The organism is Actinomadura macrotermitis, from assembly GCF_009604375.1.
GTDB classification, from domain to species: domain Bacteria; phylum Actinomycetota; class Actinomycetes; order Streptosporangiales; family Streptosporangiaceae; genus Spirillospora; species Spirillospora macrotermitis.
This window is the reverse complement of sequence record NZ_WEGH01000003.1, coordinates 624,900-649,953: the sequence shown is the minus strand read 5'-3', so window position 1 is coordinate 649,953 and position 25,054 is coordinate 624,900. Positions and strand designations below refer to the sequence as shown.

Genomic DNA, 25,054 nt, shown 5'->3' with positions numbered 1-25,054 from the left:
GCGCGCGGCTAGCGGGTGCGGCGGACGGGCGCGGCCCAGTCGCCGCGTCCGCTGCCCGGCCAGAGCATCCCCCAGAACAGCAGCACGCCGCCGCCGGCGAGGCCGCCGACGACCATCCAGGCACCGGCGGACAGGCCGGGGCCGGTGTGCGGGAGCCGCGAGCCGGGTCCCTCGGCCTTGGCGTGGGCGGCCTCGCCCGTCTCCCCGCCGTGGCGCCCGGCGTGCCGTGCGGCGCCTTTGCGGCAGTGCGCGGTGCGGCGGGTCGCGGCGATGACGCGGCCCCCGGACCGGACGGTGACCATGGTGCGCTGGCCCTCGGCCAGGCGCACCGTGCGGGTGACCGTCCGGTTCGCCGGGACCTGCTCGGCCCGGACGCGCTCGAAGCCGGTGAACAGGTCGTAGGGCAGCGCCTCGCCGGTGCCGTTCACCACCGTCACCGGGACCTGCCGCGCCGGGCAGCCGACCTGGCCGATCACCGCGGTCAGGGACGGCTGCGGCAGGGCGGCCGAGGTGGACGCGGGCGTGGGCGGCGGCAGCATGAGAACCGGGATCAGCACGGATTTCCCCCCGAAATTATCCGTGTACGGATCTGTCGGGGGTGATCTACCCGTTCCGCGCCGCCGGAAGTCCTCGCGGGCCGCCGGGCCGGCTACTCGCCGCCCTTGCGGCCGAAGACCTGCTCGCGGCGGCGCGGCCAGATGCCGCCGTACCAGATGATGATCAGGCCGGTGATCATGGCGGCGCCGCCGGTCGCCGCGCGCGCCCACAGCAGCGCGTTGTCGGGGCCGGTGTGCGGCAGCTTGGTCGGCTTCCTGGTCGGCGCGGGCGCCGCGGTGCTGCGGTGCTTGCAGTTCGCGGTGAGGGTCTTGGCCATGACCGGCTCGTTCTTCCAGGTCACCTGGAGGCGGGTGCGGCGGTCCTCGCGCAGCGTCAGCGTGGTGGTGCGGGACGCGCCCGCCGCGATCGTGCCCGGCGTCGCCGCCGAGTCGTCGTCGCGCTCGATGGCGTAGTTCTCACTGCGCGACCCGGAGTTGCGGACGGTCACGTCCACCTTGCGCGCCGGGCAGCGCACCTGGCCGATGGTGATGGTGAGCGGCTGCACCGGGGCGGTGGTGGGGGGCTTGGGCGACGACGTGCCCGGCGAGGGGGAGGCCGGCCTGCCCGGGGTGTGGCTCGTGGAGGGCCTGGCGGTGGGGGTCTTGCCGCCCGACGGCGAGGCGCCGGGCGAGGCGGGCGCCGACCCGGAGGCGGAGGGCGATGGAGAGGTGGTGCCGGCGGCCTTCGACTCCGAGGTCCAGTCGATCAGCGGGGGGATGGCGATCAGCACCCCGATCACGAAGAACACGGCGGCGATGATGACCCTGGGCAACTGCATCGCGTCCTCCCCGGCCCGCCGGCGCTGCCGGACGGGTGGCCGATGATCCTAGATCATTGTTCACCTAGGCCCGTATTGTGCCCATTTCCTTAACGATAGGAACAGGTACCAGGCTAACGAGCGGGGGGTCGTACCGCTGGCGGTCCGCACAACGCATCATGGTTGGCATGGATGACGGCATCAGGGTGGGGCTCCTACTGGTCGCGACCCCGCAGCTCGACGACCCCAACTTCCGGCGCACCGTCGTCCTGGTCGTCGAGCACGACAGCGACGGCGGCACGCTCGGGGTCGTCCTCAACCGGCCGACCGAGATCCCGGTCGACCGGGTGCTGCCGCCGTGGGCGGAGCTGGCCACCGGGCCGCCCGTGCTGTTCCAGGGCGGCCCGGTCGCGCTGGACAACGCGCTCGCGCTCGCCCGGCTGCCCGGCGACGACGAGCCGCTCGGCTGGCGGGCGCTGGACGGCGACTCCGAGGTGGCCCGGGTCGGCCTGGTCGACCTGGACGCCCCGCCGGCGCTGCTCGCCCCCGAGCTGCTGCAGCTGCGCGTCTTCGCCGGCTACGCGGGCTGGACCGAGGGCCAGCTGCTGGCCGAGATCCAGGACGGCGCGTGGTACCTGGTGCCGGCCGAGGCGGGCGACGTGTTCGCCGCCGATCCGGACCGCCTCTGGCAGGAGGTGCTGCGCCGGCAGGGCGGCGACCTGGCGTTCGTCTCGACGTACCCTGACGACCCGACGCTCAACTAAGGTGGCTGACGTGAGCACGAAGATCCTTCCCGACCAGGACACCCGGACCGACCAGGTACCGGATCTCTCGCACGGTGACGGCGACCACGAGCGGTTCGCCCACTACGTGAAGAAGCAGAAGATCACCGAGAGCGCGGTGACCGGCACCCCGGTGATCGCACTGTGCGGCAAGGTCTGGGTGCCCAACCGCGATCCCAAGAAGTACCCGGTCTGCCCGGAGTGCAAGGAGATCTACGAGTCGATGCAGCCCGGCGGCAAGGGCGACGGCGACAAGTAGCGGGTACGCGTACGGCGAAGCGCGCACTGAACCGGTGACCGGCGGGGGATGATCGGTCACACGATTCACGTCTTTCGGCATCGGGGGATACATGAGGCGCGGCTTCGCCGTTTCGCTGTGCGCACTGTCGGTCACCTTCTGCGTCGCTTCGGGCGCGGCGAGTGAGCAGAGGCCGGTACGGGGGAGGGCGCTGGCGCAGCCCGCGTGCCCGTCCGCGCCGCCGGGGGCGCGGGTCGCGACCGGCCCGGGCGCGGGCCCGGAGGCGGGACCGGGCGGCGGCCCCGACCGCGACCGCCCCGGCCTCGGCGCCGGGCAGGCGACGGCGATGCTGGACGACCTGCGCGGCGTCCTGCGCCTGCGCTTCGGCAGCGACGACGAGCAGCGGCTGGAGGACGCCCGGCGGGTCGCCCGGCACATCACCGTCCCGGTCCGGCTGCACGTCGTCACCGCCGGCGCGGTGGGGCGGCTGTCGCGGGCCGCGCTGGACCGGCAGATCGCCACGCTGAACGACGCCTACGGCGGGCGCCGCGGCGGCGCCGACACCGGCGTCCGGTTCAAGCTGGTCGCCACCGACGTGACCGACAACGCGGCCTGGTTCCGCGCCCCGCAGCGGTACGAGCGGCCGATGAAGGCGGCGCTCGGCCGCGGCGGCGCCGGTACCCTCAACCTCTACACCGCGGCGGGCGAGGACGACGTGCTCGGCTTCTCCACGTTCCCGCAGGCCTACGCCCGCGACCCCGGGATCGACGGCGTCGTCGTCGACCACCGGACCCTGCCGGGCGGCCCGCTGCGGCACTTCGGCCGCGGCTACACCGCGGTGCACGAGATCGGGCACTGGCTCGGGCTGCTGCACACCTTCGAGAACGGCTGCGAGGAGCCGGGCGACGGCATCGCCGACACCCCCTACGAGGCGCGGCCGGCCGCGGCGTGCCCGGCCGGGCGCGACAGCTGCGAGCAGCCGGGTTACGACCCGGTGCACAACTTCATGGACTACGGATGGGACGAGTGCATGCGTGAATTCACCGGGGGCCAGGGACGGCGCATCCGGGCCGCCTGGGCGGCCTACCGCGCGCCGGGCCGCAAGTCGCTGCGGCTGCCGTTGACGGCCACCGGGGCGCGATCTGTCGGTGGGGATCGGTAGCCTTCGATGACCGTGAGCACTTTCGCCGCACCCGACATGCCCCCCGCGTTCCCCGAACGGGCCGCCTGGGGGACCGCCCCGTCCCTGCGCGCCTGGCAGCAGCAGGCGCTGGAGGCCTACTTCGGCTCCGACGGCCGGCAGCCGGGCCCGCGCGACTTCCTCACGGTCGCCACGCCCGGGGCCGGCAAGACCACCTTCGCGCTGCGCCTCGCCCGCGAGCTGCTGGAGCGCCGCATCGTGCAGGCGATCACGATCGTGTGCCCGACCGAGCACCTCAAGCGGCAGTGGGCCGAGGCGGCGTCGCGCGTCGGCATCAAGATCGACCCCGAGTTCCAGAACGCGCAGGGCAAGGCCGGCAAGGACTTCGACGGCATCGCGGTGACCTACGCCACGGTCGCCGCGCGGCCGCCGCTGCACCGCAACCGCACCGAGGCCCGCAAGACCCTGGTGGTCTTCGACGAGGTGCACCACGCCGGCGACGGCCTGTCGTGGGGCGACGCGGTGCGCGAGGCGTTCGAGCCGGCCACCCGGCGGCTGTCGCTGTCGGGCACCCCGTTCCGCACCGACATCAACCCGATCCCGTTCGTGCAGTACGAGGAGGGGCCCGACGGCATCCGCCGCAGCCGCGCCGACTACACCTACGGGTACGGGCCGGCCCTCGCCGACGGCGTCGTCCGGCCGGTGATCTTCATGGCGTACGCGGGCGAGATGCGCTGGCGCACCCGGGCCGGCGACGAGATCACCGCCACCCTCGGCGAGCCGCTCACCCAGGACCAGACCGCGCAGGCCTGGCGGGCCGCGCTGGACCCCAAGGGCGACTGGATCCAGCAGGTCATCGCCGCCGCCGACCGGCGCCTCACCGAGCTGCGCCGGGCCATCCCCGACGCGGGCGGCCTGGTCATCGCCACCGACCACGAGACGGCCCGCGCCTACGCCAAGATGCTGCGCGCCGTCTGCGGGCAGGGCGCCACCATCGTGCTGTCGGACGACCCGGGCGCGTCCAAGAAGATCAAGCAGTTCGCCGACTCCGAGGACCGCTGGATGGTCGCGGTGCGCATGGTGTCCGAGGGCGTGGACATCCCGCGGCTGGCGGTCGGCGTCTACGCCACCTCCACCAGCACGCCGCTGTTCTTCGCGCAGGCCATCGGCCGTTTCGTGCGCGCCCGGCGGCGCGGCGAGACCGCGTCGGTGTTCCTGCCGTCGGTGCCGACGCTGATGGGCCACGCCGCCGAGATGGAGACCGAGCGCGACCACGTGCTGGACCGGCCGGTGCGCGAGGACGGCCTCGACGACGACCTGCTCGCCGAGGCCAACCGCAGCCGCGACACCCCCGACGACCTCGGCGAGGAGTTCGCGTTCGAGACCGTCGAGGCGTCGGCGACCTTCGACCGGGTGCTGTACGACGGCGGCGAGTTCGGCATGCAGGCCGCGCCCGGCTCGGCCGAGGAGGAGGAGTTCCTCGGCATCCCGGGCCTGCTGGAGCCCGACCAGGTGTCGCAGCTGCTGCGCAAGCGGCAGGCGCAGCAGATCGCCAACGAGCGCAAGCGCAAGACCGGCGACCCGCGCGAGGACCGCACCGCCGCCGAGGACCTGCACGCGCTGCGCAAGGAGCTGAACGGCCTGGTCGGCGCGTGGAGCCACCGCACCGGCCAGCCGCACGGGGTGATCCACAACGAGCTGCGCCGCACCTGCGGCGGGCCGCCGCTGGCCGAGGCGTCCGGCAAGGAGGTCCGGGAGCGGATCGCCAAGATCCGCGACTGGGCCGCCAAGCGGCGCGGCTGAGTGCGCGCTACCGCTGGTCCGGGACGAGCCCGAGCCGGTCGACGATCTCGTCCACGATCCGCTCGGGCGAGTCCGAGACCGGGATGTACAGCGCGTGCTCGTCGGGGGCCGGCGGCTGCAGGTCGGCGAACTGGCTGTCGAGCATCTCGGGCCGGAAGAAGTGCCCGGTGCGCGCCTTGATCCGGGTGGCGATCAGCTCGCGGTCGCCGTCCAGGTAGACCAGCCGGACGCCGCGCATCATGTCGCGGTAGGAGCGCTTCAGCGCCGAGCAGGACACCACGCCGGGGGAGGTCCGGTCCGCGATCCACTCGGCGATGGCGCGCAGCCAGGGCGCGCGGTCGGCGTCGGTGAGCGGGACGCCCTCGCGCATCTTGGCGATGTTCTCGGGCGAGTGGAACTCGTCGGCCTCGGCGTAGGCCCAGCCGAGCCGCTCGGCGAGCAGCCGGCCGACGGTGGTCTTGCCGCTGCCCGAGACGCCCATGACGAGGACGACGGTCGCTTCGTCCGCCATGGCCTCAGGACCGGACCACGGGCGAGCCGGCCAGGTCGGCGCCCGCGCCGGCCAGTTCCTCCAGGGCCCGGTCGACGCTGTCCTTGGCCACGCCCGCGGTGAGATCGAGCAGCACCCGGGTGCGCAGGCCGTCGCCGACGGCGTCCAGGGCGGTCGCGCGGACGCAGTGGTCGGTGGCGATGCCGACGACGTCGACCTCGTCCACGCCGCGGGCGCGCAGCCAGGCGCCGAGCGGCGTGCCGTCGTCGGCGGCGCCCTCGAACCCGCTGTAGGCGGCGGACATGCGGCCCTTGCTGAACACCGCCTCGATCGGCGCGAGCGCCAGGTCGGGGTGGAAGTCGGCGCCGGGCGTGCCGATCACGCAGTGCGGCGGCCAGGTGGTGGCGTAGTCGGGCTCGGCGGAGAAGTGGCCGCCGGGGTCCAGGTGCAGGTCGCGGGTCGCCACGATGTGGCCGTACTCCTCGCGGTGGCCGGCGACGTACGCCGAGATCCCGGCCGCCACCTCGGCCCCGCCGCCCACCGCCAGCGACCCTCCCTCGCAGAAGTCGTTCTGCACGTCCACGATGATCAATGCCCTGCTCACGATCACTCCTCGGCCCGGTTCCCGGATATGTCCCCAGCCAACCGGAACGCTACTCATGGCGACCGGCCGGTCATGGGGGATCAGTGGCGCGCGAACTCCGTCGGCAGCGCCGGGTCGCCGCCGGACAGCTGCAGCGCGGTCGGCGGCAGCTCCGCGACCGAGGCCAGGTGCCGCTCCCGGGCGGCGCCGAGCGGCTCGCGGCCGACGACCTCGCCGCCGCGCACCAGCGGCACCTGCAGCACCCGGTCGCGGGCGCCGGGCGCCGGCTCGCCCACGGTGATCTCCTCGACGGCGGCGGTGCCGTGCGCGTCGATGCGGCGCACCGCCGCCTTGCGGCCGCCGCGGCTGGGCTTGCCCGCCGAGCGCTTGGCGACCGGCCGCATCGGCGCGTCCGGGCCCGTGCCGTCGGCACGCTCGACGAGCTTGTAGACCAGCGACGCGGTGGGCGCGCCCGAGCCGGTCACCAGGGACGTGCCGACGCCGTAGCCGTCCACCGGGGCGGCGGCGAGCGCGGCGATGCCGTACTCGTCCAGGTCGCCGGTCACCACGATGCGGGTCTGGTGCGCGCCGAGCGCGTCCAGCTGCTCGCGGACGCGGCGCGCCACCACGCCGAGGTCGCCGCTGTCGATGCGCACCGCGCCGAGCGACGGCCCGGCCAGCTCCACCGCGGTCCGCACCGCCCGCTCCACGTCGTAGGTGTCCACCAGCAGCGTGGTGCCCTCGCCGAGCGAGTCCAGCTGCGCCTGGAAGGCGTGCCGCTCGCTGTCGTGCAGCAGGGTGAAGGCGTGCGCGCTGGTGCCGGCCGTCGGCACGCCGTGGCGGCGGCCCGCCTCCAGATTGGAGGTGGTGGTGAACCCGGCGACGTAGGCGGCGCGGGCGGCGGCGACGGCGGCCCGCTCGTGGGTGCGCCGCGACCCCATCTCGATCAGCGGGCGGCCGTCCGCGGCGTGCGCCATCCGCGACGCCGCCGCCGCGATCGCGCAGTCGTGGTTGAGGATCGACAGCACGAGCGTCTCCAGCAGGACGGCCTCGGCGAACGTCCCCTCGACGGTCAGGATCGGCGAGTCGGGGAAATAGCACTCGCCCTCGGCGTATCCCCATATGTCGCCGGTGAAGCGGAACGTGCCCAGCCACTCGGCGGTGGGCTCGTCCACGATGCCGTCGCCGGTGAGGAACTCCAGCTCGGCGGGGCCGAAGGCGAACGCCTCGACGGCGTCCAGCAGCCGTCCGGTCCCGGCCACCACGCCGTACCGGCGGCCCGGCGGCAGCCGCCGCGCGAACACCTCGAACACCGCGCGCCGCTCGGCGGTGCCGCTCTTGAGGGCGGCCTGCAGCATCGTCAGTTCGTACCGGTCGGTCAGCAGGGCCGTGCTCTCACCAAGGTCCACAGACCGCACCCTACGGCCCGCCCGCCCGGCGTGTACGAGCAGGCCACTCCACCCCGGGACCGCCGGGGCGCATAGCATCGGGGTAGCGCGGCGGACGGGCCAGAAGGGATGAGTCAGCGGATCCATGAGTACCGCACCTGCACCGGTGGAGCTCGACCGGCCGGACACCGAGGAGGACGTGCGCGCCGACCGGCCGTGGCTGGCGATCGTCTGGAACGACCCCATCAACCTGATGTCGTACGTCACGTACGTGTTCCAGACCGTGTTCGGCTACCCCAAGTCCAAGGCCGAGAAGCTGATGATGGACGTGCACCACAAGGGCCGCGCCGTCGTGGCCAACGGCACCCGCGAGGAGATGGAGCGCGACGTGGAGATCCTGCATTCCTACGGGCTGTGGGCGACCGTGAAGCGCGACGACTGATGAGCGCGAGCAGCCGCGCGGCGGCTGGACCGAGGAGCCTGCGACGAGGGAAGCCGTCGCGTGAGGCGGCTGCGAGCCGCCCCGCGTCGTCTGGACTGAGGAGCGGCGGGAGCTTGCGACCAGAGCGACGAGGGAAGACGGCGTGTGAAGGGGCGGTGAGCCGCCGAGCGGAGGCTAGGCCATGGGCACTGCGCCGCCGAGCGGAGGCGAGGCCGTGAGCACCGTGAAGAGGACCCGGCGCGGGATCGTGGTGCGGCTGTCGGGCGAGGAGGCGTCGCTGGTCAAGGCGCTGATGGAGCAGCTGCAGGAGCTGCTCGGCGACCCGCCGGACGCCACCGGCGACCTGGCCGCGATCGGCATCGCCGAGAACGCGGTGACGCCCGAGGACCCGGTGCTGGCGCGGCTGTTCCCCGACGCCTACCGGGAGGACGGCGCGGCGGCCGGGGAGTTCCGCCGCTACACCGAGATGGGTCTGCGCGAGGGCAAGCGCGAGGCCGCCGACGTGGTGCTGGACACGCTGAAGGGCGCCTCGGACACCGGGGTGGAGACCGTCCTGGACCAGGCGCAGGCGCAGGCGTGGCTGAAGGCGCTGAACGACGTGCGCCTCGCCCTCGGCACCCGGCTGGACATCGGCGAGGACTGGTACGACGAGGTCGGCGAGCTGGACCCGGGCGACCCGCGGATGCCGATGTACGCCGCCTACGACTGGCTGACGATGGTGCAGGAGAGCCTCGTCCGCGCCCTCTGGTAGGCGTGGCCGCCGTCACCCCGGCCGGACGGGGCGCGCATACCGGCGGGCGGTAATCTTCGGCCATGCTGACGATCGAGCGAGCACTGGTTGACCGGATCGTCGCGCACGCGCGCGCCGACCACCCCGACGAGGCCTGCGGCGTCATCGCCGGGCCGGTCGGGTCCGACCGGCCCACCCGCTTCGTCGCCATGACCAACGCCGAGCGGTCCCCGACCTTCTACCGCTTCGACTCGCTGGAGCAGCTGAAGGTGTGGCGCGAGATGGACGACCGGGACGAGGAGCCCGTCGTGATCTACCACTCGCACACCGCCACCGAGGCCTACCCCTCGCGCACCGACGTGTCCTACGCGGCCGAGCCGAACGCGCACTACGTGCTGGTGTCCACCCGCGACGAGCACGAGACCGAGTTCCGCTCGTTCCGGATCGTGGACGGCGAGGTGACCGAGGAGCCGGTCACCGTCATCGAGCCCGGCGCCTGAGCCCGGGTCCTTGAGTCGGTAAACTGATGGTCATGTGGACGAGCGGGCAGACGGAGGGCGCACGGCGCCGTCCGGGCTCCGCCATGCCCCCCGTGCAGAGCTTCCTGTTCGGGCACTCGCGGGCCGAGGTCGTCTACGACTGTCGCCGAGCGCGCTGATCAAGCCCGGAATCATCCCGTCCCCCGCCCGGTTGTGCCAGGCGGCGGGGCCACCTTCACGACTCAAGGAGATCACGCGATGGCGATCGAGGTCCGGATCCCGACGATCCTGCGCAACCTGACCGGCGGCGAGAAGGCCGTCGAGGGCAAGGGCGCCACCCTGGACGAGCTGTTCGCGGACCTGGACGTCCGCCACCCCGGTCTGCGCGACCGGCTGGTGGACGCCAAGGGCCTGCGCAAGTTCGTCAACGTCTACCTCAACGACGAGGACGTGCGCTTCCTCGGCGGGCTGGAGACGGCCGTGTCCGACGGTGACAGCGTCACCGTTCTCCCGGCCGTCGCCGGCGGCTGAGTCCCGGAACCCGTGCCCATGCGTTTCGACTCGCTGCTGGACTCGCTCGGCCGCACGCCCCTGGTGGGCCTGCCCCGGCTCTCACCGAGCCAGGACGTGCGGCTCTGGGCCAAGCTGGAGGACCGTAACCCGACCGGTTCGGTCAAGGACCGGCCCGCCTTCCACATGATCGCCAAGGCGGAGAAGGAGGGGCTGCTCACCCCGGGCTGCACCATCCTGGAGCCGACCTCCGGCAACACCGGCATCTCCCTCGCCATGGTCGCCAAGCTGCGCGGCTACCGGATGGTGTGCGTGATGCCGGAGAACACCTCGGCGGAGCGGCGGCAGCTGCTGCGGATGTGGGGTGCGGAGATCATCTCCTCGCCGGCGGCGGGCGGCTCCAACGAGGCCGTCCGGGTGGCCAAGGGCCTGGCCGCCGAGCACCCCGACTGGGTGATGCTCTACCAGTACGGCAACGAGGCCAACGCGCTCGCCCACTACGAGACGACCGGCCCCGAGCTGCTGGAGGACCTGCCCACGATCACGCACTTCGTGGCCGGCCTCGGCACCACCGGGACGCTCATGGGCGTCGGCCGCTACCTGCGCGAGCAGGTGCCCGACGTCAAGATCGTCGCGGCCGAGCCGCGGTACGGGGAGCTCGTCTACGGCCTGCGCAACATCGACGAGGGCTTCATCCCCGAGCTGTACGACGACTCGGTGCTGACCACCCGCTTCTCGGTCGGCTCGCGGGACGCGCTGCGGCGCACCCGCGAGCTGCTGGAGCAGGAGGGCATCTTCGCCGGGATCTCCACCGGCGGCGCGCTGCACGCCGCGCTCGGCATGGCCCGCAAGGCCGTGCAGGCGGGCGAGCGCGCCGACATCGCCTTCGTCGTCGCCGACGGCGGCTGGAAGTACCTGTCGACCGGCGCCTACAACGGCACCCTGGAAGAGGCCGAGGCCGCCCTCGAAGGCCAGCTCTGGGCCTGACGGCAGAACCCTTTCACGCGCGGCCGCGGGGCCCGAGCCTGACGGCTCGGGCCCCGCGGCCGCGCGTGGGCGTACGTCGCGCCCGTCTCGGCCGAGCGGGCATCGTACGGGCGTGATCGTGGCGGCTGCCATGAAGTGCCTGTTCCGGGGGCGGTGTACGCGCATGATGGCGGTGGCTGCCGCGAAAAGCCTTGTTCCGGGCGGGTACGCTGCCTATTCGAACGAGATTCTAGTTTTGGGGCCGGGAGAGTGCGGATGAGCAGGTTCGGCGACGCGACGACGATCAAGCAGGTCGGCGAGGGCCGCTACGAGGCCGAGCTCGACGGCGCGTTCGGCATGGCCGAGGCCGTCAACGGCGGCTACCTGATGGCGCTGCTCGGCAACGCCGCGGTGGACGCCACCCCGCACGCCCACCCCGTCGCGACCGCGACGAGCTTCCTGCGCACCGCGCATCCCGGCCGCGCCGAGATCGTGGTCGACGTCCGCAAGGTCGGCCGGACCGCCGCCACCGCCCGCGTCACCCTGCGCCAGGACGACCGCGACGCGGTGGAGGCCCTCGTCACCACCGCCACCCTGGACGCCGCGACCGAGCCGTCCTTCCTCGGCGAGCCGCCCGCGCCCCGGCTGCCCGCGCTCGGGGACTGCGTCACCTTCGAGGACGCCGACCGCAACCCCGAGAGCTTTCCCGGGCAGGTCGAGATGCACTTCGACCCCGCCACGATGGGCTGGCTGGACGGCGAGCCGTCGGGCCGCCCCGAGCTGCGCGGCTGGTTCCGGCTGCGCGACCCGCACCCCAACGACGCCGCCGCGCTCGCCCTCGCCGTGGACGCGCTGCCGCCCGTCGCGCTGAACGCCGGCGCCCGCGGCTGGTCGCCGACCGTCGAGCTGACCTGGCACATGCGGGCCGTCCCGGCGCCCGGCCGGCTCGCCCTGCACGGCACCGGCCGGCTGGTCGCCGGCGGCTGGTTCGACGAGGAGGTCGAGGTCTGGGACGAGGCCGGCCGGCTCGTCGCGCAAAGCCGGCAGATCGCCCGGCTCGGCCGCGGCCCCGCGGCCTGACGGCCCCGCCGCGGCCGGGAGTGGCCGGTTTCACGTAAGTGACCATGTGATGTCGGCCGCATGAAGCACTTACTGACGGGCTTCGTCGCCTAGCCTTGGGGACCATGTCAGCTCTGCCCCTGGGAGCGGACCCCGAACCAGGGGCGCCGCCCGCCGATGCGCCGATCGGCATCTTCGACAGCGGTTTCGGCGGCCTCACCGTGGCCCGCGCGATCTTGGACCAGCTGCCGAACGAGCCCGTCGTCTATCTCGGCGACTCGGCCCGCCAGCCCTACGGCCCGCGGCCGATCGCGCAGGTGCGCGCGTTCGCGCTGGAGATGCTGGACGACCTGGTCGCGCAGGGCGTCAAGATGCTGGTGATCGCCTGCAACAGCGCCAGCTCGGCGATGCTGCGCGACGCCCGCGAGCGCTACGACGTCCCGGTCGTGGAGGTCATCAACCCGGCCGCCCGGCGCGCCGCCCGCGCCACCGCCAACGGCCGCGTCGGCGTGATCGCCACCAAGGCGACGATCAACAGCCGCTCCTACGACGACGCCTTCGCCGCCGCCCCGCACATCGAGCTGACCAGCGCCGCCTGCCCGCGCTTCGTGGACTTCGTGGAGTCGGGCACGACCGCCGGCCCCGAGCTGCTCGCCGCCGCCCGCGAGTACCTGCGGCCGATCGTCGAGGCGGACTGCGACACCCTGATCCTCGGCTGCACGCACTACCCATTGCTTACCGGCGTCATCTCGTATGTCGTCGGCGACGGGGTCACACTGGTCTCAAGTGCCGACGAGACAGCCAAGGACGTGTACCGCGTGCTGCAGGACCGCGGACTGGCCCGGGCCGAGGGGGCGCCCGCGCCCCGGCACCGGTTCCGCGCGACGGGGGACCCCGCCGTGTTCGCCGCGCTCGGCCGCCGGTTCCTCGGGCCCGAGATCGGCGCGGTGGAGACCTCCGCCGGCCGGGCCCTGACCACCTGATCCTCGGGGACAACGGAAGCGAGGAGGAGTGAGCGTGCGGGTCACTGTGATCGGCTGCTCCGGCAGCTACCCGGGGCCGGACAGCCCGGCGTCCAGCTACCTGGTGCAGGCCGACGGCTTCAACATGCTGCTCGACCTGGGCAGCGGCGCGCTCGGGACGCTGCAGCGGTTCCATCCGCTGTACGACATCGACGCCATCTGCATCTCCCATCTGCACGCCGACCACTGCCTGGACCTGTGCGGGTACTGGGTGGCGCGCACCTACTGCCCGGACGGCCCGGTGCCCAAGGTCCCGGTGCACGGGCCCGAGGGGACGGCGCTGCGGATGGCCAAGGCCTACGACCTGGACCCCGATCCCGGCATGACCGAGACGTTCGACTTCCTGGACCTGCGGCGCGGCCCGTACGAGATCGGACCGTTCCGCGTCACCACCGCGCTGATGCCGCACCCGATCGAGGCGTACTCCTTCCGTATCGAGCACGACGGCAAGGTGCTGGCCTACTCCGGCGACACCGGGGTCTCCGACACCCTGGTCGACGTGGCCCGGGACGCCGACCTGTTCCTGTGCGAGGCGTCCTTCCTGGAGCAGGAGAACCTGCCCCCGGACCTGCACCTGACCGCCCGCGAGGCCGGCGAGCACGCCGCCCGCGCCGGCGTCGGCAAGCTGGTGCTGACCCACCTGGTGCCGTGGAACGACAGCGACTGCTCGCTGGTGGAGGCCAAGTCCAGCGGCTACTCCGGCGAGATCGAGCTGGCCCAGGTGGGCGCGGTCTACGAGCTGTAGACCGGGCCGCGGGCCGGGGCCGTTAGGGTGGACGTCATGGCACGTCCTGACGATCGCGCACCCGACCAGCTCCGGCCCGTACGCATCCAGCGCGGCTGGCTCGACCACGCCGAGGGCTCGGTGCTCATCGAGTTCGGCGGCACCCGGGTGCTCTGCGCGGCCTCGGTGCAGGACTCGGTGCCGCGCTGGCGCCGCGACAGCGGCCTCGGCTGGGTCACCGCCGAGTACGCGATGCTGCCGCGCGCCACCAACACCCGCAACGACCGCGAGGCCGTCAAGGGCCGCATCGGCGGCCGCACCCACGAGATCTCCCGGCTGATCGGCCGGTCCATCCGCGGCTGCCTGGACCTGAGGAAGCTCGGCGAGAACACGATCCAGCTCGACTGCGACGTGCTGCAGGCCGACGGCGGCACCCGCACCGCCGCGGTCACCGGCGCCTACATCGCGCTCGCCGACGCCGTCTCCTGGATGCGGGGCAAGGGCCTGGTCAAGGCCGACCCGTTCGTCACCTCGGTCGCCGCGGTCAGCGTCGGCGTGGTGGACGGCGAGCCGCGCCTGGACCTGTGCTACACCGAGGACGCCGCCGCCGAGACCGACATGAACGTGGTGTGCACCGGCGACGGCCGCTTCATCGAGGTGCAGGGCACCGCCGAGGGCGCCCCGTTCGACCGCGCCGAGCTGGACGCGCTGCTGGACCTGGCCGCCGGCGGCTGCGCCGAGCTGACCCGGCTGCAGAAGGAGGCGCTGGCGTGACCACGATCGTGCTGGCGTCCCGCAACGAGGGCAAGATCGTCGAGCTGCGGCGCATCCTGTCCGGCATCGGCGTGGTCGGCCAGCCCGGCGACGCCCCCGACGTGCCCGAGACCGAGCTCACCTTCGCGGGCAACGCGCTGCTGAAGGCCCGCGCGATCGCCGCGCACACCGGGCTGCCCGCCGTCGCCGACGACTCCGGCCTCTGCGTCGACGCACTGAACGGCATGCCCGGCGTCCTGTCGGCGCGCTGGTCGGGCCGCTTCGGCGGGGCGGCCGGCGCGGGCAAGGACCGCGCGAACCTGGAGCTGCTGCTGGACCAGCTCGCCGACGTCGCCGACGAGGCGCGCGGCGCGCACTTCTTCTGCGCCGCCGCGCTGGTGGTGCCGGGCGGCGGCGAGCACGTGGTGGAGGGCCGCATGCACGGCCGGGTCGTCCGGGCGCCGCGCGGCGAGGGCGGCTTCGGCTACGACCCGATCTTCGTGCCGGTGGACGAGACGCGCACCACGGCCGAGCTGTCCCCGGCGGAGAAGGACGCGATCAGCCACCGCGGCGTCGCCTTCCGCGAACTGGCGAAGATCATTCCGGACGCGCTGGCGGCGGTGCGCGGCACCGGCTGAACCCCGGCCGGCGCGCGGCGGCCGAGGCCGTCGCCTGATCCGCCGAGAAACTCCGGATGTGTGACAACCGGGCGGCGTGCGGCGGGGGTTGTAGGGGGTGAAGGTCGTTCTTCCTCCCAAGGAGCACCATGAGCCACAAGCGCCGAACCCGCCGCCTGGCGATCACGATCGCCTCCGTGGGCGGGGCCGGGGCGCTGGCCGCCGGCCTGTGGGCCGGCGGCGCCGGCACCGCCGCGCCGCAGGCCAGGCAGGTCGCGGCCCAGCGGCCGCTCGCGTCCCCGAAGTCCCCCGCCCCGTGCCCGCCGGGCACGTCCAGGCCGCCTGTGACGAAGGCGCCATCGCCTCGTCCGGTGCCGCCGGGCGCGACGAGGCCGCCTGTGACCAAGGCGCCGTCGCCTCGTCCGGTGCCGCCGGGCGCGACGAGGCCGCCTGTGACCAAGGCGCCGTCACCCCGCCCGGTGCCGCCGGGCGCGGCCAGGCAGCCTGCGGTCAAGGTGCCGGAGCCCCGTGTGGTGTGGCCGCGCGCGTCCAGGCCGCCTGTGACGAAGGCGCCGACGCCCCGACCGGCGCCGCCGCGCGCGTCCAAGCCCCCGACGGTCCGGCCCGTGCCGCCGCGGCCGACCGCGGCCCCGGCCCCGGCGCCCTGCGGCACCCCCGGCAAGCCGCGCCGGTCCCCGGCGCCCGTCCCGCCCGCGCCGGGCGGAGTCCTGCCGACCGGCCGAGAGTAGGACCGTCTGTCCACGATGAGCGTCCAGGAGACCCGCGGGGCCGAGTTCACGTTCGAGGAGTTCGTGACCGCCTCCGCGGGCCGCCTGCTGCGCACCGCCGTCTTCCTGGTGTACGACCGGCACCTCGCCGAGGACCTCCTGCAGGTCGCCTACGAGCGCGTCGCGCGCCGCTGGAAGCGCGTCGCGGCCGGCAACCCCGAGGCCTACGCCCGCAAGGTGCTGGTCAACCTCGCCATCGACGAGGGCCGGCGCCGCCGCGACCTGCCGGTCGGCTCGGTCGCCGACGTCGAGCGGGTCGCGGGGGCGCCCGCGGCGGCCGGCGTCCCGCACGGCGAACTGGACGAGGTGCTGCGGGCGCTGCCCGCCAAGCAGCGGGCGGTGGTCGTGCTGCGGTACTGGTGCGACCTCGGCGAGCACGAGATCGCCGAGGCCCTGGGGATCTCCCGGGGCACGGTGAAGAGCCACACCTCACGCGCGATGGCCGCGCTGCGCGAGCACATGAAGGAGGGCCGGGCCGGTGGACGATGAGCTGGAGTCCCTGCTGCGCGCCCACTACCGGAACGCCGCCGACGACATTCAGGCGGGCCCGGACACGCTGCGGCGGCTGCGCGCCGCCCGGCCCGCGCCGCGCGCGCGCCGCTGGGGCCTGCCGCTCTGCGCCGCGCTGGTGACCGCGGCCGTCGTCCTCGCGGCGGCGGTGCTGGTGTGGCCGCGCGGCGAGCGCGCCGAGCCGGCCCGTCCCGCCGGACCGCCGGCGCCCACATCGACGCCCGCACCGGCGCCCACGCCTTCGGTCACCCGGCCGCCCGCGTCGCCGCGCCCGGTCCGCTCTCCCGGCGCGCGCAAGCCGCCGGACTCCACGGCGGGCCCGTCCCTGCTCCCGACGGCACGGCCGAAGCACTCGGTGCGGCCGTCCACGCGGGTCACCCCGGTCCCCCCGCCCCCCGGCAGGCCGACCGCCGAGCCGACCACGGGGCCGCGGTCGCGCTGACCGGTCAGCCCTGGACGCCGAGGCGCAGCCCCGGCAGCATGCTCCAGCCGACGGTCTCCATGACCGCGCGCAGCTGCGCCGGCATCCGGTCCAGCACCAGCGCGTGGCCGGCGCGGCGGGCCGCCACCTCGGCCAGCATGTTCAGCGCGCCGAGGTCGATGAACGTCAGCCCGGACAGGTCCAGGTGGATCTCGGCGCCGTGGCCGCCGGCCATCACCATCGCCAGGGCCTGGTCCAGCACCATGTGCCGGGAGGCGTCCAGCTCGCCGCTCAGCGCGAGGCCGCGCGGCCGGAACGTGCGGGTGATCCGCAGCACCAGGTCCTCGAACTCGGGGTCGGGGTCCACCAGCACGGCGTGCGCGCCGCCCACCGCCGCCAGCTCGTCCGGCGAGCAGGCGGCGCGGTCGAACTGGCAGACGACGGTGACCTGGGCGCTCGGCCGGGCCGTCTGCTCCAGCAGCCGCTCGCAGCACAGCAGCCGGTCCAGGCCGTCCGCGCCGCGCAGCGCCCACGTCAGGTCGGCGGCCACCCGGATGGCGCGGAAGCCGAGCGCCTCCGCCGCGGCGACCTCGGCGGCGAGCGCCGCCATCGCGGTGCCGGGGTCGGGCGCGCCGTCGCCGCCGCACAGCCGCGCGGGCGGGACGACCGTCAGCAGCGTCTCCGGCGGCGGCCCCACCACGCCCGGGACGAGCTCGTCGCCGGCGCCGAGGCAGATGACCTTCTCGCGGGCGAGCAGCCCGTCGCGGACGAACGCGCCCACCACATGGCGCCGTTCCTCCTGGCTCACGTACCCCAGCCAGGCGTGGTCACCTGGCCGCAGGTCGCGGACGGGTCTGCGAACGGTCCCCAAGGTCTCCATAGCGCCTTCCACCGCACTCGCGCACCGGGCGGGTCCAGCCTACGACGTCCGTACGACAGCGAGTAGCAGGACGTTCACAGTTTTCTGTCGCCATGTGAACCAGGGCGCGCGTTCCGGCGGACGTGCAGCCGGACGAACGTGCCGTCCCAGCCCGGCCGCAGCTCCAGCAGGTCGACCAGCAGCCGCACCGTCCACAGCCCGAACCCGCGCTGCAGCGCGGTCTCCGGCGGCAGGAAGCCGGTCAGCGCGCCGCTCTCCGGCCGCCAGAAGCCGTGATCGCCGATCTCGCAGAGCAGCTCGTCGCCGTCCGGCCACACCCACACGCCCATCGGCGGGGTGCCGTGCTGCAGCGCGTTGGCGGCGATCTCGTTGACGGCCGTCATCAGGTTCCCCGCCGCCAGGGCGTCCAGCCCGTGCGCGAGCGCGCGCTCGCCGACGAACGCCCGCAGCTCGTGCAGGTCGTCGGACTCCAGCGGCAGGTACTCGGCGGTGGGCGGCCGGTCGAAGCGCAGCCCGCGGTCGCAGCCCGCGCCGAAGGCCTTCGGCGGGACGTAGCGGTCGCTGCGCCGCGCCGCGCCGGCCGTCAGCAGCAGCGGATGCGTCCGCCGCGCCTCCTCGACGATCGCCGGCGGCAGGCCGACCCGGTCGTAGGGGCACAGCGCCGACGCGCCGGAATCGCCGAACACCTCGTTGATGAGGGACTCGTAGCGGATCCACTCCATGAGCTGGCGCGGCTCGTGGCCGTGCCACACCGGCTCGGCCAGCGCGAACACCCGCCGGGGCGACTTCTCCTGCACCAGGTACTGGTACTGGTTCAGCGTCCGGACCGGATGCTCGTAGAACTTCTCGGACTGGTAGAACTCGATGTGGTTGCGGCAGTCGTCGAGCGCCTCCTGCAGGACGGCCACGTTGACCGCCCGTGCGACGACGACGACGGCGCGGTCCTCCTCCAGGCCGCGGCGCAGGAAGGGCACGGCGCCCGTCAGGAAGTCCTCGGTGCCGTCGTACAGGAACGCCCGGTGCTCCAAGCTCCCCATCAGATCACTTCCCCACCGGCGCGGCGGTCACGTCCTCGTATCAGGCCGGGCATGCGGTGCCAGCCGATCAGGTCGATGGTGCTCGCCACGTTCGGCGGCAGGTCGTCCAGCACCACCGGGTCGCCGCCGGGGCGGTCCGCGGCGTACTGGACGAGCAGGTTCAGCCCGCCCAGGTCGAGGAAGCCGAGCCGGGACATGTCGATGTGCACCGGCCCCGGCAGCAGGCAGATCTGCGCGAGCTCCTCGGCGAACCTGGTCTGCCGCGCGTGGTCGAGCTCGCCCTCGATGCGCAGGCCCGGCGGCGCGTACGTCTGCACGATCTTCAGGGTGCCGTCGTCGAAGCGCGGGTCGTCCTCGATCAGCACCTCGTGGGTGTCCTGCAGCGCGGCGTACCGGTCGGGCGGGCAGCGCCGCCGGTCGACCTGGCAGACGGCCATCACCATCGTGCTCGGCCCGACCGCGCCGGCGATCTGGTGCTCGCAGCCGATCACCTGGGACAGGTCGATGCGGCCGTGCAGCAGCCAGCTGTTGTCGGTGGTCCAGCGCATCGCCCGGTAGCCCTCGTCATCGGTCCGGGCGAGCTCGGTCCGCAGGGTCTGCACCAGCTTGTCGGGGTCGAACCGGCCGCGCGAGTCCAGGCAGGCGTCCTCGCGCCGCACCACCACCAGCTGGCGCGTCTCGGTGTACCCGTGCAGCTGCAGCTTGGTGCGCGGCCCGATGCCGGGCAGCCGCTCGGGCTCGGTGTCGGTGACGTAGACGACCTTCTCGTTGTTGCCGAGGGCGTCGCTCATGAAGGTGGACATGACCCGGTTGCGCTCTTCCGGCCCCGAGTAGGGGAGGATCCCATGGTCGCCGGGACGGACGCCGCTGACGGCTCGCTTGGTGTACCAGGTTTCCATCGTCTGCCCACCGAGGTCGATGCGGATTGGTCCAGCGTACGCCGGACCGCCGTTCTGGGAAGCCCCTTCCACGAGATTTCCTCACGCCGGGTATGCGGTCAGCGACTCTGTGACCCGGACCGGGGGGAGCCCGACCCGCAGCCGGACGACGGTGGCGCCGCGGCCCGTGCGGATCTGGACGTGCGAGCAGAGCAGCCGGACGGCCCACAGCCCGAACCGCCCGGGCCCGTCCGACGGGGGCGGCAGCAGCCCGAACCCGGTGCCGCCGTTCCAGTCGCCGGCGTCGCGGACCTCGCAGACGAGCGCGGCGGGCTCGGTCCACAGCCGCAGGTGGATGGGCGGCGCCCCGTGCAGGGTCGCGTTCGTCATCACCTCGGTGACGGCGACGAGCAGCCGCTGCAGGGCGTCCTCGGGCAGCGTGGTCTGCCGCGCGAAGTCGGCGACGTAGGCGCGCAGCCAGTACAGGTCGACCAGGTCGATGCGCATGCCGTCGGCGTGCTCGGGCGGCGGCGGCAGCGGCTCGCGGTCGCACGCGGCGTTGTAGGCCCACGGGTCGAGGTAGCCGGGGTTCGGCACGGCCTGGGCGCCGCGCACCGTCTCGGGGTGGGTCTTGCGGGCGCCGGCGATGACTCCGGCGGGCAGCACCCGCGCCGAGTAGGGGCAGAGCAGCCTCGCGCCGGTGTGCGCGAGCGCCACGTTCGCCAGGGCTTCGGCGCGCTGCCACTCCAGCACTTCCAGCGGCGCGCGGCAGGTCCACACCGGCTCGCCGAGCAGCCGCAGCCGCCGCCCTTGGCCGGCGGCCTCCTCGGCGCGGGCGAGGCAGTCGGCCAGCGTCCGCGACGGGTGGGCGTACCAGGTGTCGGCCTGGACGAACTCGACCCGGTCGGCCGCCGCGCCGAGCGCGTCGCGCAGCAGCATCTCGCTGCCGAGGCAGGTGGCGGCCATGACCCGATCGCCGGCCGCGACCCCCTCGCGCAGGAACGGCAGTGCCCCGGCGAGGAACTCCTCCACCCCGCCGTAGGGAAGCACGCGATGGGAGAAAGCTTCGCTCACGGTGCCCGCCTGCGTAAGATCCGGTGCCCTCCGCCTGCCCCCCGTAACGGACAGGCCCGACCAGCGTAAGCCGGTTCGGGCCCGTTGCCGAGGAGAAGCTTTCAAATGCCCACCACCGGCCACTCTGGTGAGGGGGCTGTGAGGGGAGAGGTGTCCGGAGTGCGGGCGAGGGGATTCGAACCCCTACGGTGTCGCCACCAACAGGACCTAAACCTGCCGCGTATGCCTGATTTCGCCACGCCCGCGCACTATGCCGTGATCGATCGGCAGTCTAACGGCCGGACCGTCAGCGCCGGGGGAGATTCTCGCACGTACCGGCACGGCGGCGCGGCGCCCTTTTCACACGGGCCGCGCCGCCGCCGGAGCGGGCTTACAGGCCGAGGTCGCGGCGCAGCCGCTCGACGTGGCCGGTGGCCTTCACGTTGTAGTACGCCTTCTCGATCCGGCCGTCGGCGTCGATGATGAAGGTGGACCGGATGACGCCGACCACGACCTTGCCGTACAGCTTCTTCTCCCCGTAGGCGCCGTAGGCCTGCAGCACCTCGGTGCCCGGGTCCGACAGCAGCGGGAAGGACAGGCCCTCCTTCTCGCGGAACCGGGCGAGCTTGTCGGGCTTGTCGGGGGAGACGCCGACGACGGTGACGTTCGCCGCCTCCAGCTCGCCGAGGCTGCCCTGGAAGTCGACCGACTCCTTGGTGCAGCCGGGCGTCATCGCCGCCGGGTAGAAGTACAGGATCACCCGCTTGCCGCGCAGGGACGCGAGCGCGACGGGCTTGCCGTCGGCGTCGGGAAGCTCGAACTCGGGGGCGACGTCGCCGGGCTGCAGACGCTCGGACACCTGTTCCGCCTTTCGTGGAGTGGTCGCCACCAACCTACCGCCCGGGGGTGCGGCCAGCGCGCGGCGGCGGGACCTGACACACTGTTCGGATCATGCGTCGCTGAGCGATAGGAACACGGCATGGCTGACAGGTCCCGCGACCCGGAGGCGCTGGAGCGGGAGATCGTGCGCGCCCGTGCGGAGCTGGCGCGCGCCATCGACGAGCTGGCGGACCGGGTGAACCCCCGCAACGTCGCGCACCGGGGCGCCGAACGGCTGAAGGAAGAGGCCGACCAGGTCGTCCGGACGGTGAAGACCACGATCGCGCCGCCCGGCGAGGACGGCGAGCCGGGCGAGATCGACCAGCGGGTCGTGCTGGCCGGCGCCGTCGCGGTCGTCGCGCTGACGGCGCTGGTCCTCTGGCGGCGCCGCCGCCGCTGAACCCGCGCACACCGCCGGCGCCGATCCCCCTCGGGGTCGGCGCCTGCTCCTTTTCCCGGGCTCAGCGGAACTGCGGCAGGTGGTCGCGGTGCGCGGCCAGGCCCTCGTCCAGGATCTTCTGCGCGGTGTGCTTGCTGCGGACGAACGGGTGCGCGAGCAGCGCCTGCAGCGCGGTGCGGCGGTCGCCGGTGACGGCGGCGTCGGCGGCGAGCCGCTCGTACTCGTGGATCGCCTGGGTGAGGCCGCGGACGGGCCGGGGCAGCGCGCCCATGGTGAGCGGCACCGGGCCGGCCCGGCCGACCAGGGCCGGCACCTCCACGATCGCGTCGTCCTCCAGGGACGAGATCGCGCCGTTGTTGCGCACGTTGACGATCATCCGGCGCCGCTCGTCGCCGGCCAGGGCGCAGATGGTGTCGACGGCGAACTCGCCGTGCTCGCCGCCGCCGCGCTCGCGGCTCGGGTCGGGGTCGTCCTTGACCGACTCGGCGGTGACCTGGTCGTAGTAGGCCGGGAGCATCGCCAGGATGTCCTCGGCGCGGGTGGTGCCCTTGGCGCGCAGCTCGGCGACGACCTCGTCGTGGAAGAAGTAGTACTTGGCGTAGGAGTTCGGCAGGAAGCCGAGGACCTTGGCGAGCTCGGCCATCCGCGTCGGGTCGCGCCAGGGCGTGGCGCCGCCGCCCGGAATCTGCAGGTCCTCCAGCAGGGCGGGCAGGTCGAGCTCGACGCCGTCGAGGCGGACGCGTTCGGCCCAGGTGGCGTGGTTCAGCCCGATCCAGTCGGCCTCCAGCCGCTCGAAGGGCAGCCCGAGCAGCTCGGCCCACATCTCGGTGTCGCCGACGTGCTGGTCGCACAGGCCGATGACGCGGGCGCCGGTGTAGCGGGCGACGGCGTCGGTGACGATGTTGGTGGGGTTGGTGTAGTTGACGATCCAGGCGTCCCCGGCGAGCGCGGCGACCTCCAGCAGCACCGGGACCGAGCGCAGCGCCATCAGGAACCCGCCCGGCCCGGCGGTCTCCTGGCCCACCACGCCGTGGCGCAGCGGGATCGACTCGTCCAGGTGCCGGGCGGTGAGGCCGCCGGGACGGAAGGTGGTGAAGATGTAGTCGGCGCCGTCGAGGGCGGGCTTCAGCTCGGCGTGCGCGGTGACGGTGAACGCGGCGGAGCGGGCGGCGAACATGCGCGCCGCCAGCCGCGTCATGACCTCCAGGTGCGCGGCGTCGACGTCGTAGCAGGCGATCTCCGCGCCGGCCAGGTCGCTGGCGCGGTGCAGCAGGCCCCGGATCACGCCGGGCATGTAGCCGCTGCCCGCCCCCACGATCGCGATCTTCACGGCTTCTCCTAACGCAGCGTGGGCTGGGCCCGGGTGACCGAGTCGGCGCCGCGGCCGACCTCGGCCTCGGGGATGTGCGGGACGACGAAGGCGTACTCGGCCAGGACCTCCGCGGGCACCTCGCCGGACTCGCCGAACGCCGCGATCTCGCCCCAGCACGGCGCGCCGAGCGAGCCGCTGTGGTGGCGCACCGACAGGCCCGCGCACAGGTTGGCGAACCGCAGCCGCTGCTCCAGCGGCCAGCCCGCGAGCGTCCCGTAGACGAACCCGGCGGCGAACACGTCGCCGGCGCCGGTCGGGTCGAGCGCCTCGACCGGCAGCGCGGGCGCGGCGGCGCGCTCGCCGGTGCCGGCGTCGATCGCGATGGCGCCGCGCGCGCCCTGCTTGACCACCACGACCGGGACCCGCGCCGACAGCGCGGTCAGCGCCTCCTCGGGGGTGCCGGTGCGGGTGTAGGCCATGGCCTCGACGGCGTTCGGCAGGAACACGTCCACGTGCGCGAGCCGGTCCAGCACGTCCGAGGACCAGGTCTCGGTCGGGTCCCAGCCGAGGTCGGCGAAGACCAGGCCGCCCGCGCGCCGCATCGCCAGCGCCCACGGCGGGACGGGCCGGTCGATGTCGACGAAGCAGGTCGCGGCGCGCGGCGGGACGGCGACCAGCTCGGCGGCCTCCGGCGGCGGCGGCCGGGTGTAGGTGACCATGCTGCGGTCGCTGGCGTAGGCGAGCGAGACCGTGACCGGCGTCGGCCACGACGGCAGCCGCCGCGACCAGCGCAGGTCCACGTCCTCCTGCTCGGCCAGGGTGCGCCACAGGTAGGAGCCGAACAGGTCGTCGCCGAACGCGGCGGCCAGGCCGGTGCGCAGGCCGAGCCGGCTCATCGCGACGGCGATGTTGGCGATGCCGCCGGGCGCCGAGCCGAGGCCGTCGGTGACCAGCTCGGTGCCGGGCGGCGGCAGCCCGGGCAGCCCGGTGAAGATCATGTCCATGAAGACCTGGCCGGTCAGGAACACGTCCAGGCCGCGCTCGGGTCCGCCCAGGTGGGGGCGGTCGCCGTCGCAGGGGTCGGCGAAGGAGGTCATCTGGGGTCCAGGTCGGGGGCGGTGACGGTGAAGCGCGCCTCGACGGCGGCCCGGACGGTCTGGGTCTCGGGCTCCAGCGCGAGCGTCTCGGGGCCGTCGCCGGCCTCGGCCGCGCCGGCGAACCCCCGCACCAGCATGGGCTGCGGCATGCCGTCGGACGCGCCGAGCCCCTCGTCGGACAGCTCGATCAGGCCGGTGAGGCGGCAGCCGAGGGCGCCCGCGTAGCCGCGGGCGCGGGCGACGGCCTCGTGCACCGCCTGGCGCGCGGCGCGCTCGTACACATCGCTGCCGGGGCGCAGCGCCCACTCGGGGCCGAGCACGCTGGCGCGTTCCAGGTCGCCGAGCCGGGTGAGCAGCTCGCCGAGGACGGTGAAGTCGGCGACCGTCAGCTTGATCCAGGCGGTGCCCTGGTAGGCGCGGATGTCGCCTTCGCGGCGCCGGTACTTCAGCAGCGGGACGACCGACAGCCCGCCGGTCTCCACCCGCTCGACCGCCTCGCCGTAGGAGCGGACCAGGTCCAGGCACGCGGCGTTGCGCGCGACCAGGCCGTCCAGCGCCTTGCGGCGGTCGCCCTCCTGCGACTGGACCTGCACGGACACGCGCGCGATCTCGGGTTCGGCCTCCAGGACGGCCTCGCCGCGCACACTGATCACCGGGGCGTCGGTCATAGGGTCAACCTAACCGGTCCGGCACTGAACCGGTAAAGGGCCGTCGGACC

General features: G+C 74.0%; 30 protein-coding genes and 1 tRNA gene. 17 read left to right on the top strand and 14 right to left on the bottom strand.

From position 1 onward, the window contains the following. Positions 1-8: 8 nt before the first annotated feature. A complete protein-coding gene (locus ACRB68_RS24225) occupies positions 9-557 on the bottom strand; it encodes a hypothetical protein (protein WP_153536203.1) in 549 nt (182 codons plus the stop codon). A 92-nt stretch (positions 558-649) separates the two neighbouring features. Next, the gene (locus ACRB68_RS24220) at positions 650-1,375 is read right to left on the bottom strand and encodes a hypothetical protein (RefSeq protein WP_153536201.1); all 726 of its coding nucleotides are present in this window, start codon (positions 1,373-1,375) and stop codon (positions 650-652) included. A 167-nt stretch (positions 1,376-1,542) separates the two neighbouring features. Between ACRB68_RS24220 and ACRB68_RS24215 the strand changes: the two genes are divergently transcribed. The 4 genes from ACRB68_RS24215 to ACRB68_RS24200 all read left to right on the top strand — a co-directional run bounded on the left by ACRB68_RS24215 (position 1,543) and on the right by ACRB68_RS24200 (position 5,318). Further along, a complete protein-coding gene (locus ACRB68_RS24215; protein WP_153536199.1) occupies positions 1,543-2,118 on the top strand; it encodes a YqgE/AlgH family protein in 576 nt (191 codons plus the stop codon). A 10-nt stretch (positions 2,119-2,128) separates the two neighbouring features. Then, positions 2,129-2,395 (top strand): DUF3039 domain-containing protein, encoded by a 267-nt coding sequence (locus ACRB68_RS24210; RefSeq protein WP_328594694.1) that lies wholly within the window; start codon positions 2,129-2,131, stop codon positions 2,393-2,395. 91 nt (positions 2,396-2,486) lie between these two features. Continuing rightward, positions 2,487-3,536: a zinc metalloprotease gene (locus tag ACRB68_RS24205; protein ID WP_153536197.1), complete on the top strand. Its 1,050-nt coding sequence runs from the start codon at positions 2,487-2,489 to the stop codon at positions 3,534-3,536. A gap of 36 nt (positions 3,537-3,572) precedes the next feature. Further along, entirely contained in the window at positions 3,573-5,318 is a 1,746-nt protein-coding gene (locus ACRB68_RS24200; protein ID WP_153537705.1) for a DEAD/DEAH box helicase, read from the top strand. A 7-nt stretch (positions 5,319-5,325) separates the two neighbouring features. Here ACRB68_RS24200 and ACRB68_RS24195 read toward each other — a convergent pair whose 3' ends face one another. The 3 genes from ACRB68_RS24195 to ACRB68_RS24185 form a co-directional block, all read right to left on the bottom strand. After that, a complete protein-coding gene (locus tag ACRB68_RS24195) occupies positions 5,326-5,829 on the bottom strand; it encodes a gluconokinase (protein ID WP_153536195.1) in 504 nt (167 codons plus the stop codon). Between the two features lie 4 nt (positions 5,830-5,833). Further along, a complete protein-coding gene (locus ACRB68_RS24190; protein WP_328594693.1) occupies positions 5,834-6,412 on the bottom strand; it encodes a nicotinamidase in 579 nt (192 codons plus the stop codon). Positions 6,413-6,492: 80 nt separating this feature from the next. After that, a complete protein-coding gene (locus tag ACRB68_RS24185) occupies positions 6,493-7,800 on the bottom strand; it encodes a nicotinate phosphoribosyltransferase (RefSeq protein ID WP_328594692.1) in 1,308 nt (435 codons plus the stop codon). A 124-nt stretch (positions 7,801-7,924) separates the two neighbouring features. Here ACRB68_RS24185 and clpS point away from each other — a divergent pair, with 124 nt between their 5' ends. From clpS to ACRB68_RS24125, 12 genes are all read left to right on the top strand, one after another. Further along, positions 7,925-8,221: an ATP-dependent Clp protease adapter ClpS gene (gene clpS, locus ACRB68_RS24180; RefSeq protein WP_153536189.1), complete on the top strand. Its 297-nt coding sequence runs from the start codon at positions 7,925-7,927 to the stop codon at positions 8,219-8,221. Positions 8,222-8,435: 214 nt separating this feature from the next. Next, positions 8,436-8,972: a DUF2017 domain-containing protein gene (locus ACRB68_RS24175; RefSeq protein ID WP_328594691.1), complete on the top strand. Its 537-nt coding sequence runs from the start codon at positions 8,436-8,438 to the stop codon at positions 8,970-8,972. Positions 8,973-9,034: 62 nt separating this feature from the next. Continuing rightward, positions 9,035-9,451 (top strand): Mov34/MPN/PAD-1 family protein, encoded by a 417-nt coding sequence (locus ACRB68_RS24170; RefSeq protein ID WP_153536185.1) that lies wholly within the window; start codon positions 9,035-9,037, stop codon positions 9,449-9,451. A gap of 237 nt (positions 9,452-9,688) precedes the next feature. Beyond that, on the top strand, positions 9,689-9,961 hold the full coding sequence (locus ACRB68_RS24165; RefSeq protein ID WP_153536183.1) for a MoaD/ThiS family protein: 273 nt from the start codon (positions 9,689-9,691) through the stop codon (positions 9,959-9,961). 18 nt (positions 9,962-9,979) lie between these two features. Continuing rightward, positions 9,980-10,927 carry a PLP-dependent cysteine synthase family protein gene (locus tag ACRB68_RS24160; RefSeq protein ID WP_153536181.1) on the top strand — a complete coding sequence of 316 codons (948 nt, stop codon included), beginning with the start codon at positions 9,980-9,982 and terminating at the stop codon, positions 10,925-10,927. A 255-nt stretch (positions 10,928-11,182) separates the two neighbouring features. Next, positions 11,183-11,986 (top strand): thioesterase family protein, encoded by an 804-nt coding sequence (locus ACRB68_RS24155; protein ID WP_153536179.1) that lies wholly within the window; start codon positions 11,183-11,185, stop codon positions 11,984-11,986. A 104-nt stretch (positions 11,987-12,090) separates the two neighbouring features. After that, entirely contained in the window at positions 12,091-12,948 is an 858-nt protein-coding gene (gene murI / locus ACRB68_RS24150) for a glutamate racemase (protein WP_153536177.1), read from the top strand. Positions 12,949-12,982: 34 nt separating this feature from the next. Beyond that, positions 12,983-13,732 (top strand): MBL fold metallo-hydrolase, encoded by a 750-nt coding sequence (locus ACRB68_RS24145; RefSeq protein ID WP_328594689.1) that lies wholly within the window; start codon positions 12,983-12,985, stop codon positions 13,730-13,732. Positions 13,733-13,768: 36 nt separating this feature from the next. Next, positions 13,769-14,485: a ribonuclease PH gene (gene rph, locus ACRB68_RS24140; RefSeq protein WP_153536175.1), complete on the top strand. Its 717-nt coding sequence runs from the start codon at positions 13,769-13,771 to the stop codon at positions 14,483-14,485. Then, positions 14,482-15,102: an RdgB/HAM1 family non-canonical purine NTP pyrophosphatase gene (gene rdgB / locus ACRB68_RS24135; protein ID WP_328594688.1), complete on the top strand. Its 621-nt coding sequence runs from the start codon at positions 14,482-14,484 to the stop codon at positions 15,100-15,102. The genes rph and rdgB overlap by 4 nt, the downstream gene beginning before the upstream one ends. Positions 15,103-15,845: 743 nt before the next feature. Further along, entirely contained in the window at positions 15,846-16,358 is a 513-nt protein-coding gene (locus ACRB68_RS24130) for a SigE family RNA polymerase sigma factor (protein ID WP_153536173.1), read from the top strand. Further along, positions 16,348-16,821 (top strand): hypothetical protein, encoded by a 474-nt coding sequence (locus ACRB68_RS24125; protein ID WP_153536171.1) that lies wholly within the window; start codon positions 16,348-16,350, stop codon positions 16,819-16,821. The genes ACRB68_RS24130 and ACRB68_RS24125 overlap by 11 nt, the downstream gene beginning before the upstream one ends. 4 nt (positions 16,822-16,825) lie before the next feature. On the opposite strand, the gene ACRB68_RS24120 is transcribed toward ACRB68_RS24125, so the two are convergent. The 6 genes from ACRB68_RS24120 to bcp form a co-directional block, all read right to left on the bottom strand. Continuing rightward, positions 16,826-17,680 carry an MEDS domain-containing protein gene (locus ACRB68_RS24120; protein WP_153536169.1) on the bottom strand — a complete coding sequence of 285 codons (855 nt, stop codon included), beginning with the start codon at positions 17,678-17,680 and terminating at the stop codon, positions 16,826-16,828. A 74-nt stretch (positions 17,681-17,754) separates the two neighbouring features. After that, entirely contained in the window at positions 17,755-18,717 is a 963-nt protein-coding gene (locus tag ACRB68_RS24115; protein ID WP_153536167.1) for a sensor histidine kinase, read from the bottom strand. Continuing rightward, entirely contained in the window at positions 18,717-19,616 is a 900-nt protein-coding gene (locus tag ACRB68_RS24110; protein WP_153536165.1) for an MEDS domain-containing protein, read from the bottom strand. Before ACRB68_RS24110 ends, ACRB68_RS24115 begins: the two co-directional genes overlap by 1 nt. Before the next feature lie 81 nt (positions 19,617-19,697). Continuing rightward, positions 19,698-20,669: a sensor histidine kinase gene (locus ACRB68_RS24105; protein WP_328594686.1), complete on the bottom strand. Its 972-nt coding sequence runs from the start codon at positions 20,667-20,669 to the stop codon at positions 19,698-19,700. 160 nt (positions 20,670-20,829) lie between these two features. Beyond that, positions 20,830-20,914: transfer RNA gene (locus ACRB68_RS24100), tRNA-Leu, on the bottom strand. A gap of 125 nt (positions 20,915-21,039) precedes the next feature. After that, the gene (bcp, locus tag ACRB68_RS24095) at positions 21,040-21,507 is read right to left on the bottom strand and encodes a thioredoxin-dependent thiol peroxidase (protein WP_328594685.1); all 468 of its coding nucleotides are present in this window, start codon (positions 21,505-21,507) and stop codon (positions 21,040-21,042) included. 120 nt (positions 21,508-21,627) lie between these two features. Between bcp and ACRB68_RS24090 the strand changes: the two genes are divergently transcribed. Further along, positions 21,628-21,927: a DUF3618 domain-containing protein gene (locus tag ACRB68_RS24090; RefSeq protein ID WP_153536161.1), complete on the top strand. Its 300-nt coding sequence runs from the start codon at positions 21,628-21,630 to the stop codon at positions 21,925-21,927. 61 nt (positions 21,928-21,988) lie between these two features. Here the strand turns inward: ACRB68_RS24090 and ACRB68_RS42555 are convergent, their stop codons facing one another. The 3 genes from ACRB68_RS42555 to ACRB68_RS24075 are packed head-to-tail and all read right to left on the bottom strand — an operon-like array spanning position 21,989 to position 25,004. Beyond that, positions 21,989-23,257 carry a family 4 glycosyl hydrolase gene (locus tag ACRB68_RS42555; RefSeq protein WP_328594683.1) on the bottom strand — a complete coding sequence of 423 codons (1,269 nt, stop codon included), beginning with the start codon at positions 23,255-23,257 and terminating at the stop codon, positions 21,989-21,991. Positions 23,258-23,265: 8 nt separating this feature from the next. Then, positions 23,266-24,336, bottom strand: coding sequence for a carbohydrate kinase family protein (locus ACRB68_RS24080; RefSeq protein ID WP_153536159.1), 1,071 nt, complete (start codon positions 24,334-24,336; stop codon positions 23,266-23,268). Beyond that, positions 24,333-25,004: an SIMPL domain-containing protein gene (locus ACRB68_RS24075; RefSeq protein ID WP_153536157.1), complete on the bottom strand. Its 672-nt coding sequence runs from the start codon at positions 25,002-25,004 to the stop codon at positions 24,333-24,335. Before ACRB68_RS24075 ends, ACRB68_RS24080 begins: the two co-directional genes overlap by 4 nt. Positions 25,005-25,054 lie beyond the last annotated feature (50 nt).